Genomic DNA, 14,374 nt, shown 5'->3' with positions numbered 1-14,374 from the left:
ACTCAGTATTCCCAAGGATGGTTTATAGGTAACATTCGCTTCGTAGAGACGTTTCGGTGGAACGTCTGGGAGATGGGGAAGATGGGGAAGATGGGGGAGATGGGGGAGATGGGGGAGCTGGGGAAGCTGGGGAAGCTGGGGAAGCTGGGGAAGCTGGGGAAGCTGGGGAAGATGAGGGAGATGAAGAGGTTAAATCAAAACCCTACCTTACCTATTGCCTATGACACACCGAGCGAAGCCGAGGTGTTGCCCATTGCCCATTGCCTATTCCCTGACAAATGACAAATGACAAATGACAAATGACAAATGACAAATGACAAATGACAATCCCCACCGTTAACTTGAATTGTCCCCACCTACTTAACCCTTAATAATCGCTTCACCGCGTTGGTAAAGTTCACGGGCATAATCTGTCCACATTCCTTGTCCCCAATAGCGAAAACAACTGGTCTCCAGTAACAACGTATACAATAACGCTTGTTGATAATCACTCCGCTGCGTCACTGATGGATCTTGCTGCACTAAGGGGTCATACTTCAGATGAAATGCGGCACTGAGTTGATTCATCGGTTCTAAGACATTTTCATAGCCTTTGACCCAACTTAAATCATTGGTCCATGATGCCCCATCAACATGGAATTGATCATCCGTGGCTGTCAACTCCGCGATCGCACTGGCGACGGCATCAGGTGTAATATTATCCAGATCGACTCGTTGCCAAATCTTATGCTGACCAACGGCTTGACAAGGAGGATACTCATCTGGATTAACACCTGCTGCTTCTAGTAATTCTAAATACTCCGTCCCATTCATCGGCACGACACCCGTTTTTCCGCCGCCTTGGTCACGGATTTCATGGTAAATGCGAAACAAATCACGGGGATATTCGTTCATCATCACGCCCCCATTTTCGCCATCGGCAATTTGGGTGACTAAGGAGGGAATCGAATGATTGCCAATTGACTGCTTACCCCGCCCCTTTGCCTCAAAATAGGGCTGCATTTGTGCCACTAATTTGGTATCTGACCCTTGTGTTTTAACCAAAATTGTGATAGAAATTGTTTCCCCCTGAGAATTGCGAGCCACTAAACGATTGGGGACATATTTCTGATCTTGTGATAATCCCGAACCATCCAGATTTTCCAGAGAATGTTCCTGTACCATCAACCAGCGATAGCCACAGTCTTTCAGCGCTTTGATGTATTCATACAAACTATCAGGATGATTGGGTAAATGCATCTCTGGTGGGGAAAAGCCTTTCACCCGCTTCAGCGCATCGTAACCAAACATAGCGGCAAAATAATGTTGCCATGCCTGAATATGCAGTTTAATATCGGGAATTGGGGTAGAAGGAACAACCGCATGACTCCACATTGTTCCCAGCCATTCCACATAAGGCTGATAAGCGCGATCGCAGGTAATTCGCTTAAGATTATTCAGGATATCCTCCCGCCCCATTTGCTGGAATCCCCACAATAAATTCCCCGAATAGTCCAGCATAATCCGAGGATTGCACCCCTCAGCCACCAGTTGGGGAATAAAATCGCCCATACGACGATAACACCCGGCGAAGGGTTCGGCATTATGGTTATCCCCTTCCTGGGGATGTTCAAACATATATTGGAGATTGCTAATCAATTCACCATTCGCCCCGGCGGGAACCGTGGGTTGGTGCATGTGTAAGGCGCAAGCGAATCCTGACGTGATATCCTCGAGGCGCAGATTGGTTGTCGGTAAAAATACAGGTTCGTCTTGTTGCACCACTTCCCGAATGTTTTCTTCCCACCCGCAAATATTGGGTAATCCTTCTCGTAATTCCGTTAAAGCGGGTTGATTCGGGGTTGAGGTTACTGCACTCATGATCCTTTCCTCGATGATTGTGCTATTGCTAGCATACACAATTAGTCATTTGTCATTTGTCATTCGTCATAATCGCTACCCTTGAGAAGCCAGCTACGTCATTCGTCATTTGTCAGAGTTTGAGGATTATTGATACAAGTTAATATATTGGGTTTCGACTTCGCTCAACCCACCAGCATACCAGTCAGTGACATTCTATTGAGGTTCATTTCCACTGACTTACTGACGAATCAGGCAGAGGGTATAAAAGTAGAGATTAATCAGCTAGTTTCTGTGGTGGCATACCCAGGAATTGGCGAATTAGGTTAACGGTTTCCAGCTTTTGCTGTAGAGATGTTTCTCCTGATTTGAGCGGCAAGTGTTTACCTGATTTCAAAATAATCGCGATTTGATAGTTGCTTGTTTTATCCTGATTCCAGCTTGTGGATTTCAGTTGCACCTGAAAAATATCACTCAGGGGATATAAGCTAACTTGAGTTTTAAACAATCCCCGACGTTTAATCAAGAGACTGTTTGTCTCTTTGTCAAAGTGATAGATAAAAATACGTCCGGCACAAACCAGTAATAGAATACCCGCCACTAGATTAAATGCGAATAAGGCATACAAGCCTAACATATAAACAATCCAAGGTAGGACTAAGCTGACGAGAACAATGAGTAAAGGAACGCTAAACACCAAGCATCCAGAGAGTTGCCAAATAAAATAGGGGCGATGTCGAAGTTTCAGTTGGGTAGAGGTTTTTTCCAAAATAACCATAGTTCAATCCGTCATAAGAGTTCAGTCTAAATGTAGGGGCGCAAGGCTTGCATGGGTGTCAAGTTAAGCTTGAAAAGTAATACTGGCAAGGTTTTAAGCTGTGTCTATCTACTCAGCGGCATTTTCCCCCTCATCCCCTAACCCCTTCTCCCACCGTGGGGAGAAGGGGAACCGGAGTTGGGACAGAGGATACTTCGCTTTTTTTTCATGGGAGAAGGGGAACCGGGCTCTCTTGCTCTTGCTCCCCTCTCCCAAGCTTGGGAGAGGGGCTGGGGGTGAGGGCTGGCGTGGGATAGGGGTTGAGCTTAAGTTGACACGGATGAAGGCTTGCGCCCTTATCTAAATACTTCATTAATGTAAGCAACCCTAAATTAACGAAGCAGTTGCAGAATTGTTCAACTTATTCCTATCTGAGTAAATCTGTTGTCCCTTCACCGCAAGCCAGTTCACCATTTTGATAGGTAGGTACTACAGGTTTAATTGAACCTGGTGTATCCGCTTCACATAGAATAGCAACTGTAGTTATTTCATCCGATGCAGCATCAACGTCAGTTGCGGGAACGACAAAAACACCACCGACATAACTCCGAACGTTGTCCTTACGAGATATGCCATAGTTAAATGCAGCATTATCAGTTATCTGAGTTGAGTAGGTGTAGCTTTCGGTTTCAGTTTTGATACCCAAACCTAGATCAGGAATATTGCCACTGAATTTTTGTTCATCTAAATAGTAAGCTTGCTGGGCGCGATTCATTGAACCAATATATTGTTTACCTTCTGATTGGGAATGTTTATGACTGTGATTCAAAAAGATGGGTGCAGCTATGTAAATAAATCCAGCTATCAGTAACATCAATCCTAGAAAGCATCCTTGACACCGCTAAAATTGTTAAACAGATTTGACGTTTAAACCGGGCGCACGTCGTCAGAAATTGGGCGCACGTCGGTGCGCCCCTACAATTTTAATCCACCAATTAAGGTGTACCAGCCGTAGTGCCGTGACCCAACTAAAATGGTGCAATAGATTGGGTACGTAGTGAGGGCTTTAGCCCTCTCCAGCTAGGCGTTAGAGAACTAAAGTTCTCACTACAAACAAAGTCCTATTTTAGCTGTGTCAGTCCGCCATCGTGCGTTAGCGTCAGCGTAACGCACCTGCTAAGGTGGAATTGCTGAACTCCAAATGCCGTGTTCCGAGGTCAAAATTCCCTGTTCCGATACCCTGTAGAGACGTGCCATGGCGCGTCTCTACATTATCACCCTGTAACCATTCCCCTAAACCCATCATGACAAACGAATCTGGACTCCCCATCAGCAAGCCAACTGCATTGGTTCACAAACCAATGGAACTCAACTTAAAAGAATTCTCAAAAGCCCTAGGAAAAGGAGGGATTGATTTCTTTTTTGGCAAATGGGATAGTTTAGCCGGGGATGGGGTTGAAGCCCTATCTGCCCTGGGTTTAGCTGAAAATGCCAGTGAAAAAGGGTGGTGGCTGGTTTTGCGCTCATTACTTCAAGCCATTAAGAATCTGGTTGATGAGAAAACAGAAATTGAACCTAAACACTTTAATCTCAAACCCTTAAAAAATGGGATTGAACAGGCATTAGAGAATAGCCACTTAATTTTAAATCAAAAGTTTTTTAATCATCCCGATAAAAACCCGATTATTCAAGCGGTTAAACCTGCTTTTATGGACTGGTTAAAGCAGTGTAACCTCAGTGAAGCCGACGCCATTGCCATTAGTGACAGACTCCCCATCTACTTTGCCGCCGCATTACACGATGAGTGGAGGCGTCATGCTAAAGACTATGCTGGACTCAAAGAACAGTTAGATACTCCGTTTACCCAAGCCAATGACCGACTTCAGGCATGGTTTCGCTATGGAACTTGGCTACAAAAACAGGTGGAAGAGCCCCTACACAATTTATTCTTGAGAGGTAACGCCGTGAAAAGAACTGAAAATGTAGAGCGATGGGAAGTTCCCAGACAATTAGAACAGAAGATGATAGAAATTGCTCGTCAGTTTCGCAAGGAACCAACGCCGAGTGAGGCAATATTATGGCAAGCCTTGCGGAAAAAGCAGCTAGAGGGGCGAAAGTTTCGGCGTCAGCAACCCATCGGGCGATTTATCGTTGATTTTTTCTGTGCGTCTGAGCGGTTGATTGTGGAGGTTGATGGTGGAGTTCATGAGTCTCAGAAATATTTGGATGAGCAACGACAGCAACTTTTGGAGTCTTTAGGATTACGATTTGTGCGAGTGAGTAGTGAGGAGGTGGAGAGGAATTTGGCAGGGGTTTTGAGTCGAATTCGCGGGGAGTTTGGACACCCTCATCCTCCATTGGTGTCAAGTTAAGGGGGGTGTCTGTCTACTTCTTGGCATTTTCCCCCTCATCCCCTAACCCCTTCTCCCACCGGGGGGAGAAGGGGAACCGGATAGTGCATCAATTTCTTCCTCTTTTATCAAGTGAAAATAGAGCTAAAAATAATCTTGCTATTCTCTATTTTTAATTAAAAATACATAACCTAAAGTTACCTTTATTCTCCCCTCTCCCCTTGTGGGAGAGGGGCTGGGGGAGAGGGATTTAGCTTAAGTATACGGATGGAGGACAAAGGATGCAAGAACTTGGGTTTCATGGGGAGAAGGGGAACCGGACAGCACATCAATTTCTTCTTCTTTTATCAAGAGAAAAAAGAACTAAAAATAATCTTACTATTCTCTATTATTCATTGAAAATACCTAACCTAAAGTCCCCTGTATTCTCCCCTATCCCCTGGGTGGGAGAGGGGCTGGGGGTGAGGGGTTTTAAGTTAAATGTCGCTGAGTTAATCTGGGTTCGTAGTAGGCACGAAGCGTGCCAGAAGCGCTAAAGCGCTTACTACAAACTCTAAAGTCAGTGGCATTCGTTTTAAGTTAACCGATGTTCCAAACGCTGAAACCAGCGCGATCGCACAATCCAAATCCCCACCCCAATCGGTAACACTAGCAATAGTCCAAACACTTCCAGCGCGGCGATTCCCTGACTAGCAACTTGACCAATATCTGCACGGCGCTGATCTAATAAAACAATAAGTAACACCACCAAAACTCCGATTAATCCGGCGTCTTTTCCAGAGACTTTACCCAATCCAGTTACAGTTAGCGGACGACGTAACCATTGCACTAGCCAAATCCCTACTTTTTCCACCCCGGTTAAAATAATACCGGGTTGAATTAACTCACATCCGATAATCAGAAACAAGAGCCAACTTGGTTGTAACGTGAACGTGTACGTCTCTAAAACAGCCACTTTCATCGCGATGCCATAGTTATAAACAATAAAAATAATCCATTGCAGTAAAAATTGGGGTAATTTGAGCCAGGATAGGGGATGATGCCACAATTCAACCGCACCCCGAAGTAAACCCGATAAGCAGAAAGCGGCTAACCCTAAACCGACATACAATCCAGTAATTCGTACCGCTTGGCTAATCTTTCCCGGATGACGTAAACCATAATTACTGACCAATTGCAGCAGACTACACAAGACTAAAAGATTACTGGTTCCGGCTATCCAGCCTATAAGGAGAACAATCCCCCAAAATCCAGTTACACTGTATCGAATTCTTGCTTTTGATCCTTTCTCCATCCCCCCTAGCCCCCCTTTGAAAGGGGGGAATGAAAGGGAGGTATAAAGGGGGTTAGAGAGAGAAGGCTTTGAATTATGCCAACGCAGAACTAGCCAAACTCCCCCCATAATACTGCCGCTAACTGTACCAATCCCACCAACAATAAACCAGGGAACAATTAAAGGCTTCTCTTGAAGCGGTAGATCAAAAGCTTGTTGTGTCCAGCGAATTACTTGGCGGATTAATTTGGGGTCGTAGGGTGCAGTAAAATGATCCGTTGTATCGGAGATAACTAACCGACGTGCGGTTCCATTATTAAAATTATCACAAATACCATCCGGACAAACCGTTTGCCACATTTGGCGCAATTCTGACGGCGGATTCAGTTGTTCGTATAAGCCAACACCCAGGAAGAGATTGTTGGGAATGGTGGGCGTGGCAAATCCACTGATACTCAGGACAACTGTCGCTTGTAGTTGAGACTCAAGTTGAGCTAACTTTAATGCTGTGGTTCCCCCCATGGAATGACCCGCAATGCCAATACGTTTAGCATCAAACTGGGAGGGATGCGATACGTCCATATCGGACACGCTTCGCGATCGCACAAAATCTAAGACGGCTTTCGCATCAGCGACGGTACTGGCTTCTAGGCTGTTAATCGATTTATTTTGCATCCCCACCGAATAGGATTCTCCATAGCCGCCAAAGTCAAAGGGAATGGCTGCAATCCCATGTCTGGCTAACTCTATCGCTAAAGGGGTCATGCTTTCTTTACTCGCATTCACCCCATGACATAAAATCATCACAGGTTGGGGTTTCGGTGTCGTTTTAGGCGTATAAATGCGAGTGATTAAATTCTGTTTAGCGTTGATCGGAATCGCGACGGATTGAGATTCAATACCGAAAGTTAGCTGAAAACCTGTCCATAGCAGAACTCCCACACAAACCAGGAATAAACTTAATCCTAAAATCCGATAATAACGCTGATTCATCCCATTCCATCTCAACGACTAACTAATAAACTATCTTCCTGACGAGAGGAACGCGATCGCACTCGTGATCCGGCGTTGATATCGGCTGACTGAACCAGGAGTTCAAACCCGAATACCAGCAAGATAAGTAGTAAACCAATATAATAATGATGTTCATTCATTGTCCTTCGTCCTTTGTCATTTGTCCTTTGTCATTTGTCCTTTGTCAGGGTTTGAGGACTATTTACAAGACTTAGTACAGAGCCGTTTCCTCTTGTCCAACTACTTAAGGCGATCGCGCCACTTATCCCCAATACCGCCAAGAGAATCACCACACCAACAATCCCGAAGACTCGCTGCGGCGATTTCGGTGTCGCCGGAATAAATTCAAAGAAAGGAAGCGATTCCGGGTTAGTCAGTGATACATCGTGCAGATTTCCATCCAGTTGCTTTTCATCTAGAGCGTATGTACTATTGAATACCTTGAGACGCGATAAGCGGGTTGAGGATTCATCAGTGTATTTTTGATAATGCATCATTAATCTCCTTCTCTCAGATGAACCGTTTCGCGATCGCGTTCCGGGAATCAATAGCCGAATACATCCTGTGTATGTTTTTGTTGTAATCGGAGAATAGAGAGAGTAGTGGCTTTGTGTAGGGACATTCACAGATGTGCATTAGAATCTAGAGGATAATCGATTTGACCATCCTCATTCAAACGGGTAGTTATCGGAGTTTAGGACTGAAAACTTTGAGAACTCATCGGCTTCTCATCGAGATGCAGATATAGCGCTACGCGCCAGGGAATAGGCAATAGGCAACACTTCCAGACGTGCCATGGCACGTCTCTACATTGGCTCCCCCAGCGTTCGACTGAGCGCTCACGCCGAAGTCTTCCCCAGCTCCCCCTCAAGCAAACAAACCCTACTTACTGTCAGAGGGTACGGATTGAATCGGCGTCTCTGAACTCACGAGATTTTGAAACGTAACGATAATTAAAGGTAAACCAATAGCCAGCGCCAGAATCAGCGCAATCCACTTTAACCAAATCGTCTTCGGGCGTCCTTTCGCCGGATAGCCACAAATCATGCAAATTTCATCATTCGTGCTAGTTAGGGAACCACACACCTTACAGGGTTCTAAAGCCATTGTTTTCCGGGAGGTCAAGCTATATTCATCATCCTCATCCTAAACCAGCACAGCCAATTGTAAATCAGCCATGACGACCCAACCTGGACGTCTGATCAGCAAGCTGACTCCGGTTTGGCAGAAACCACTTAACCCGCACGTCTCTCAACTTAAGTTGAGAAGGTGATTTGAAGGTTAAAAGTATGTCATTTTCAGGAACCGTGAGTAGCTAGATTTCATCCTAATGAAGGATGATTTTGGCTACAAGTTGAGCTTACGCTGGGAAACATTCACCATTATCTCAAGTCAATACTCCAATTATTGTTTCGATAGATAGATTACATTATGGCTCAAACTCTTTACGTTAATCCCGCTACCGGAAACGATAGCGCGACGGGTGACCAATCTGCTCCCTTTAAAACCTTGTCCAAAGCCCTGCAACAAGCCCAAGCCGATACAACTATACAACTGACGGCGGGAACCTATAATGCGACGAGTGGCGAGATTTTCCCACTGCAAGTCCCATCTGGCGTCAAACTGGTAGGCAATGAACAGAATAAAGGCGATGGTATTGTAATTGAAGGGAATGGCGAGTATATTAGCCCCACGCTGGCTCAACAAAATATAACTCTTTTACTGGAAGATACAACCGAAGTGCGCGGTGTCACGGTGACGAATAAAGCCACACGCGGCACAGGGATTTGGATCGAATCGACTGATCCAACTATAACAAACTGTACCTTTACTCAATGCGATCGCGAAGGGGTTTTAGCTACCGGAACCGCTAAACCTAACGTTGTTGATAATGACTTTATTGATAACGGTGGCAATGGCATCTCGTTTACCAAAAAGGCTCAAGGAGAAATTAAGGATAATACATGTAAAGGAGCAGGTTACGGTATTAGTATTGATGGCGAGGCGACGCCGCGAATTGTAGATAATCTTATTACCGAAAACCGATTCGGAGTGGGAATTTCTGTCGATTCTAAACCTATCCTGCGAGATAACACCATTGAAGATAATCAAGAATACGGTATTGCTGTAACAGGTAATGCTGAGCCTGATTTAGGCAAAAGCCAAGACGATCCGGGTAATAATATTTTTCGCAACAACGGCAAGTTTGCGATTCTCAACTCCAGCAAAAATACGCTGCTGTCTTGGGGAAATCAGTTGACGACTAATCAAGTGAGTGGATCAATTAACATTGAAGGCAGTATCAGCGATGGTGGCGGTGGAAATGGTGATGACGATGATGATGGAGGTCAAGCACCGGATACCTTCTCCGATATTGAAAACCACTGGGCAGAACCCTTTATTCAAGGATTAATTGACAAAGGAGTAATTAGTGGTTTTACAGATGGCACATTTAAGCCCGATGAAAAAATGACCCGCGCTCAATATGCGGCGTTATTAGTGAAAGCCTTTAATCCCTCGGCTAAACGGGATGGCATCAATTTCACCGATGTTGCTGATGATTTCTGGGCAAAAAATGTGATTCAAGAGGCTTATCGCGGCGAATTCCTGTCTGGTTTTCCTGACAATAGCTTTAAACCCAATGATAATGTGCAACGGGCGCAAGTGATTGTATCTTTAGTGAATGGATTGGGGTTATCGGCAAGTGATGGGACAGTGTTGAGTACCTATAGCGATCGCGCGGCTATTCCAGATTATGCCAAAGATGAAGTCAACACGGCAACCAAGAAAGAAATTGTGGTGAGTTATCCGGATACGAAACAACTTGATCCGACCAAAGATGCTACCCGCGCTGAGGTGGCGGCGATGGTGTATCAGGCGCTGGTTGATGCGAATCAGGTGAGTGAAGTTAACTCAGACTATATTGTTAGCGCTAGTCCCGATGATAACCAACCTAAAACCTTCCCTGATATTCAAAACCATTGGGCAAAACCCTTTATTGAAGGATTACTCGACAAAGGCTTAATTAGCGGGTTTGGCGATGGTACATTTAAACCCAATGAAAAAATGACCCGCGCCCAATATGCAGCGTTATTGGTTAAAGCCTTTGACCCTGAACCTAAACGGGAAGCCAAAAACTTCCTGGATGTTAGTGATAAGTCTTGGGCAAAGGATGTGATTCAAAAAGCTTATCGCGGCGGATTTCTGTCTGGTTATCCCGGTGATATGTTCCGCCAGGGAGATAATGTGGAACGGGTTCAGGTTTTGGTGTCTTTGGTGAATGGATTAGAATTATCAGAATCCGATGATAATGCCTTAGATTTTTACGAGGATAGTGATGATATTCCGGAGTATGGCAAGGAGGAAGTCGCCACAGCAACGAAGAAACAAATTGTGGTGAATCATCCTGATGTCAAAAAACTCGATCCAACCAAAGCGGCTACCCGTGGTGAGGTGGCGGCTATGGTGTATCAGGCATTAGTGGATGCGAATCAAGTGAGTGCGATTGATTCGGATTACATTGTGTCCGCTTAACGGGGGAAAATATAGCAGTAGACACATCGATTAGGACTTTCGGCACCATTGTAGAGACGTTGCATGCAACGTCTCTACAATGGTTTGTGCAAAATAAGTCAGTGTTACAGGACGGTTATCAGGTTAGGTAACTAGGTATTTTTGGCTCTTCATATATTTTTTGATAAACCAATAAGGTAGGTTAAATGATATCCGCTTCAGCATTAATATTGGTGGGTTACGGCGGAGAATTCATTCAATGGTTATTATCCTGATGAGAAACCCGCCTAACCCACCCTACATACAATAATTTTTTGTGGAGTGATTGTTTAAGGTTAAGAGAGTTCTAAGTTAAAACGCTGGTTTCCCATTGACTGGGAGTCGGGGAGACAAGCTAACCTGGAAGGAGGAGATACTTGTAGTTGTTCTGTTAACGTTTGACACATTCATGGCACAGTCTTATTTTGATTCGGATCAAAACGGTCACAAGTCCTTTGAATTACCCGGTGCTAGACCCCACTACAACCCCGATCGCCCGGGACAAGTGAATCATATTTTCCTGGATTTGGTCTTGGATATCCCCAAACAGCGCTTAGAGGGGACTTGCACTATTACCCTAACGCCTGTGCGTGATGATATCCGTCAGTTTGTCCTGGATGCGGTGAACCTGACGATTGAATCGGTGCAGATTGATGGGGAATCCCAACCCTTTGACTGTGACGGGGAACAACTACAGATCCAGCTTCGCAACCCGACTGAGGCGGGGAAAGAAGTAAAAATCGCGATCGCGTACCATGTTGAACATCCGCAACGGGGTATCTATTTCATTACTCCCAGCCAAGATTACCCCAACAAACCCACCCAGGTGTGGACACAGGGCGAAGATGAAGACTCCCGCTTCTGGTTCCCCTGTTTCGATTATCCGGGTCAATTGGCGAGTTCGGAACTGCGTGTCACGGTTGCGAAACCCTTGATGGCGATATCCAACGGGGAACTGATCGGAACTCAAGAATCGGGCGATCGCACAACTTATCACTGGTTACAAAACCACGTTCATCCGACCTATTTAATGACCTTAGCAGTGGGTGACTTTGCCGAAATTCGCGATGAATGGCAAGGAAAACCTGTTACCTATTATGTCGAAAAAGGGCGGGAAGAAGATGCGCGGCGCAGTATGGGGAAAACGCCACAGATGATGGAATTCTATAGTCATGTCTTTGGCTATCCCTATCCTTATCCCAAATACGCCCAAGTTTGTGTTGATGACTTTATTTTTGGGGGGATGGAAAACACCTCCACCACCCTACTCACCGATCGCTGTTTACTGGATGAACGGGCGGCGCTTGATGGGATGCGTACTGAAAGCTTAGTCGCCCACGAATTAGCACATCAATGGTTTGGTGATTTGGTCGTGATCAAGCATTGGTCTCATGCTTGGATTAAGGAAGGAATGGCATCCTATACGGAAGTCTTGTGGACTGAACAGGAGTATGGGAAAGATGATGCGGCGTATTATCTACTTAATGAAGCCCGCAGCTACATCCAGGAAGACACCTCCCGCTATCGTCGCCCGATTGTTACCCATATCTACCGAGAAGCGATTGAATTGTATGACCGCCACCTTTATGAAAAAGGGGCTTGTGTTTATCATATAATCCGGGCAGAATTGGGGGATGAGTTATTCTGGAAGACGATTCAAACCTTTGTCCAAGATAATGCTCATAATACCGTAGAAACGGTTGATCTATTACGGGCAATTGAAAAAGCTACGGGTCGAAATCTCCTATTTCTGTTTGATCAATATGTCTTCCGAGGCGGTCATCCCGATTATAAAGTTAGCTACACCTGGGATGGGGATAGCCAGTTGGCGAAAGTTACGGTTGTCCAAACTCAAGTGAAAGAGAGTCAAAATGGTAGCAAGAATGAGCGATTTGACCTGAAAATTCCCATCGCCTTTGGCTACACTGACGCTGATTCCCCGCTGAAAACGTTTAAGGTTCGCATCCATGAACGGGAACAGAGTTTCTATTTCCCCTTGGAGAAAAAACCCCAGTTTATTAGTTTTGATGCGGGGAACAATTACTTAAAAACGGTGACGCTAGAGTATCCGTTAGCCGAACTAAAAGCCCAACTGAAATATGACCCTGACCCCGTTTCCCGGATTTACGCCGCCCAAGCGTTAGTGAAGAAGGGAGGGTTAGAAGTGGTTCAAGCGTTAGCAGAAGCCCTGACGGATGATCCCTTCTGGGGGGTGCGTGTGGAAGTCGCCAAACAATTAGCAAAAGTCAAACTGGATCAAGCCTCTGTTGCGTTAGTTGCTGGATTGCAGGATAAAGATGCGCGGGTGCGGCGATCGGTGGTTGAAGCTTTGAGTAAGGTGAAAACGGTTGAAAGTTATCAAGCCTTAAACCATCTGTTAGAAGGGGGAGATGCTAGCTATTATGTAGAAGCATCGGCGGCGAAGGTGCTGGGTAAACTGGCGTCTGGGAGTATGAAAGATAAAGCAGATGAAGTGCTGCACCTGTTGACAACGATTCTCAATGAACGTGCGGGTTGGAACGAAGTGGTGCGTTCGGGTGCGATCGCGGGATTGAGTCAGATGAAGTCTTCCCCCCAGGCGCTCGATGTGATTATGGAGTACACTAAGCTAGGTGTTCCTCAACCCTTACGATTGGCGTCCATTCGGGCATTAGGCACCATTTCCACAGGTCAAACCCCGAATAAGCTAGAGGAGATATTAGAAGCGTTAGAGGAGTTATCCGGGGAATCGTTCTTCCTGACTCAAGTGGCGGTTGTTTCCGCCTTAGCCCAAATGGAAACGGTTAAGGCGATTGGGGTTTTGCGATCGCTGTGTAATCAAACACCGGATGGGCGTGTGCGTCGTCGGGCGGAAGAAGCGATTCAAACGGTGCAGAAGCGAGTGGGTTCAGACAAAGCGATTAAACAGCTTCGCGAAGAATTGGATCAGATTAAGCAAGAGAATCAGGAACTCAAAAGCCGCCTAGAAAGCCTAGAAGCGAAGTCGTCTTGATTTGTTATTTGTCAACGGTAGGGGCGCATAGACGTGCGCCCTCTCATCTTGTCGTCATTGTTTGGGAGTTAGGGGTGAATTCGATAATTTTATCGGGAAACGCAGAGGTTCGCAGAGGGTAGCGCAGAGGGTCGCAGAGGGGTTATTTTAGCGTTTGGGGTGCGATCGCGTTTGTTTTTTGAACTTTCTTGGGAGCTTTCACGCTCTTATTGATGAGACCAGCTTAACGTGACTTCACTCAATAGTGGTGTTGAATCGGGATGAAATTGACCCTATAGGCTGGCACATTGTTCCCATTATGAAGTAAGTCTCTCACCCAACTACGGCATTTGTCAATACTGAAATAGAAATTATTTTCCCAAAACTCCCCTAATGGGTTCATCCTATACCCAGAAACTGTAGGGGCGCACAGACGTGCGCCCTCTCATCGTGTCGTTGCATCGGGATAATTGAACGCTGAAAATCGTCTTGAGGAGGTGATCATTGTTTGGGAGTTAGGGGTGAATTCGATAATTTTATCGGGAAACGCAGAGGTTCGCAGAGGGTAGCGCAGAGGTTCGCAGAGGGGTTATTGTGGCGTTTTGGGTGGGGTGCGA

12 protein-coding genes are annotated in these 14,374 nt (G+C 45.6%); 4 read left to right on the top strand and 8 right to left on the bottom strand.

The genetic code is table 11. From position 1 onward, the window contains the following. Nucleotides 1-56: 56 nt before the first annotated feature. Nucleotides 57-224: a hypothetical protein gene (locus tag RIC07_RS18160; protein WP_446395763.1), complete on the top strand. Its 168-nt coding sequence runs from the start codon at nt 57-59 to the stop codon at nt 222-224. Nucleotides 225-360: 136 nt separating this feature from the next. On the opposite strand, the gene RIC07_RS18155 is transcribed toward RIC07_RS18160, so the two are convergent. The 4 genes from RIC07_RS18155 to RIC07_RS18140 form a co-directional block, all read right to left on the bottom strand. Beyond that, complete coding sequence (locus RIC07_RS18155) at nt 361-1,860, bottom strand: glycosyl hydrolase family 57 (RefSeq protein WP_446395762.1); 1,500 nt, start codon at nt 1,858-1,860, stop codon at nt 361-363. 256 nt (nt 1,861-2,116) lie between these two features. After that, nucleotides 2,117-2,617, bottom strand: a complete 501-nt coding sequence (locus RIC07_RS18150; RefSeq protein WP_446340101.1) for a hypothetical protein — start codon at nt 2,615-2,617, stop codon at nt 2,117-2,119. 406 nt (nt 2,618-3,023) lie between these two features. Continuing rightward, nucleotides 3,024-3,470, bottom strand: coding sequence for a type IV pilin-like G/H family protein (locus RIC07_RS18145; RefSeq protein ID WP_446395761.1), 447 nt, complete (start codon nt 3,468-3,470; stop codon nt 3,024-3,026). 285 nt (nt 3,471-3,755) lie between these two features. Further along, on the bottom strand, nt 3,756-3,926 hold the full coding sequence (locus tag RIC07_RS18140; protein WP_446395760.1) for a hypothetical protein: 171 nt from the start codon (nt 3,924-3,926) through the stop codon (nt 3,756-3,758). Nucleotides 3,927-3,957: 31 nt separating this feature from the next. Between RIC07_RS18140 and RIC07_RS18135 the strand changes: the two genes are divergently transcribed. Then, on the top strand, nt 3,958-4,968 hold the full coding sequence (locus tag RIC07_RS18135; protein ID WP_446395759.1) for an endonuclease domain-containing protein: 1,011 nt from the start codon (nt 3,958-3,960) through the stop codon (nt 4,966-4,968). 553 nt (nt 4,969-5,521) lie between these two features. Here the strand turns inward: RIC07_RS18135 and RIC07_RS18130 are convergent. From RIC07_RS18130 to RIC07_RS18115, 4 genes are all read right to left on the bottom strand, one after another. Continuing rightward, on the bottom strand, nt 5,522-7,213 hold the full coding sequence (locus RIC07_RS18130) for an alpha/beta hydrolase (RefSeq protein ID WP_446395758.1): 1,692 nt from the start codon (nt 7,211-7,213) through the stop codon (nt 5,522-5,524). An 11-nt stretch (nt 7,214-7,224) separates the two neighbouring features. Continuing rightward, nucleotides 7,225-7,374 (bottom strand): hypothetical protein, encoded by a 150-nt coding sequence (locus RIC07_RS18125; RefSeq protein WP_446395757.1) that lies wholly within the window; start codon nt 7,372-7,374, stop codon nt 7,225-7,227. A 30-nt stretch (nt 7,375-7,404) separates the two neighbouring features. After that, nucleotides 7,405-7,860, bottom strand: a complete 456-nt coding sequence (locus RIC07_RS18120; RefSeq protein WP_446395756.1) for a hypothetical protein — start codon at nt 7,858-7,860, stop codon at nt 7,405-7,407. A 256-nt stretch (nt 7,861-8,116) separates the two neighbouring features. Beyond that, entirely contained in the window at nt 8,117-8,341 is a 225-nt protein-coding gene (locus RIC07_RS18115; RefSeq protein ID WP_446395755.1) for a hypothetical protein, read from the bottom strand. Between the two features lie 324 nt (nt 8,342-8,665). On the opposite strand from RIC07_RS18115, the gene RIC07_RS18110 reads away from it, so the two are divergent. Continuing rightward, nucleotides 8,666-10,768, top strand: a complete 2,103-nt coding sequence (locus RIC07_RS18110) for an S-layer homology domain-containing protein (RefSeq protein WP_446395754.1) — start codon at nt 8,666-8,668, stop codon at nt 10,766-10,768. A 427-nt stretch (nt 10,769-11,195) separates the two neighbouring features. After that, nucleotides 11,196-13,778, top strand: coding sequence for a M1 family aminopeptidase (locus RIC07_RS18105; RefSeq protein ID WP_446395753.1), 2,583 nt, complete (start codon nt 11,196-11,198; stop codon nt 13,776-13,778). The last annotated feature ends 596 nt before the right edge of the window (nt 13,779-14,374 follow it).

It is taken from the genome of Coleofasciculus sp. E1-EBD-02 (genome assembly GCF_040218245.1).
Taxonomy (GTDB): domain Bacteria; phylum Cyanobacteriota; class Cyanobacteriia; order Cyanobacteriales; family Coleofasciculaceae; genus Coleofasciculus.
This window is presented reverse-complemented; position numbering and strand designations above follow the sequence as displayed.

Excerpts from the sequence above, each read along its gene's own strand:
- RIC07_RS18115 (WP_446395755.1), bottom strand. The coding sequence starts at position 8,341 with ATGGCTTTAGAACCCTGTAAGGTGTGTGGTTCCCTAACTAGCACGAAT.
- RIC07_RS18110 (WP_446395754.1), top strand. The coding sequence starts at position 8,666 with ATGGCTCAAACTCTTTACGTTAATCCCGCTACCGGAAACGATAGCGCG.
- RIC07_RS18130 (WP_446395758.1), bottom strand. The coding sequence starts at position 7,213 with ATGAATCAGCGTTATTATCGGATTTTAGGATTAAGTTTATTCCTGGTT.
- RIC07_RS18145 (WP_446395761.1), bottom strand. The coding sequence starts at position 3,470 with ATGTTACTGATAGCTGGATTTATTTACATAGCTGCACCCATCTTTTTG.
- RIC07_RS18140 (WP_446395760.1), bottom strand. The coding sequence starts at position 3,926 with ATGGGGAGTCCAGATTCGTTTGTCATGATGGGTTTAGGGGAATGGTTA.
- RIC07_RS18125 (WP_446395757.1), bottom strand. The coding sequence starts at position 7,374 with ATGAATGAACATCATTATTATATTGGTTTACTACTTATCTTGCTGGTA.
- RIC07_RS18105 (WP_446395753.1), top strand. The coding sequence starts at position 11,196 with ATGGCACAGTCTTATTTTGATTCGGATCAAAACGGTCACAAGTCCTTT.
- RIC07_RS18135 (WP_446395759.1), top strand. The coding sequence starts at position 3,958 with ATGGAACTCAACTTAAAAGAATTCTCAAAAGCCCTAGGAAAAGGAGGG.
- RIC07_RS18150 (WP_446340101.1), bottom strand. The coding sequence starts at position 2,617 with ATGGTTATTTTGGAAAAAACCTCTACCCAACTGAAACTTCGACATCGC.
- RIC07_RS18155 (WP_446395762.1), bottom strand. The coding sequence starts at position 1,860 with ATGAGTGCAGTAACCTCAACCCCGAATCAACCCGCTTTAACGGAATTA.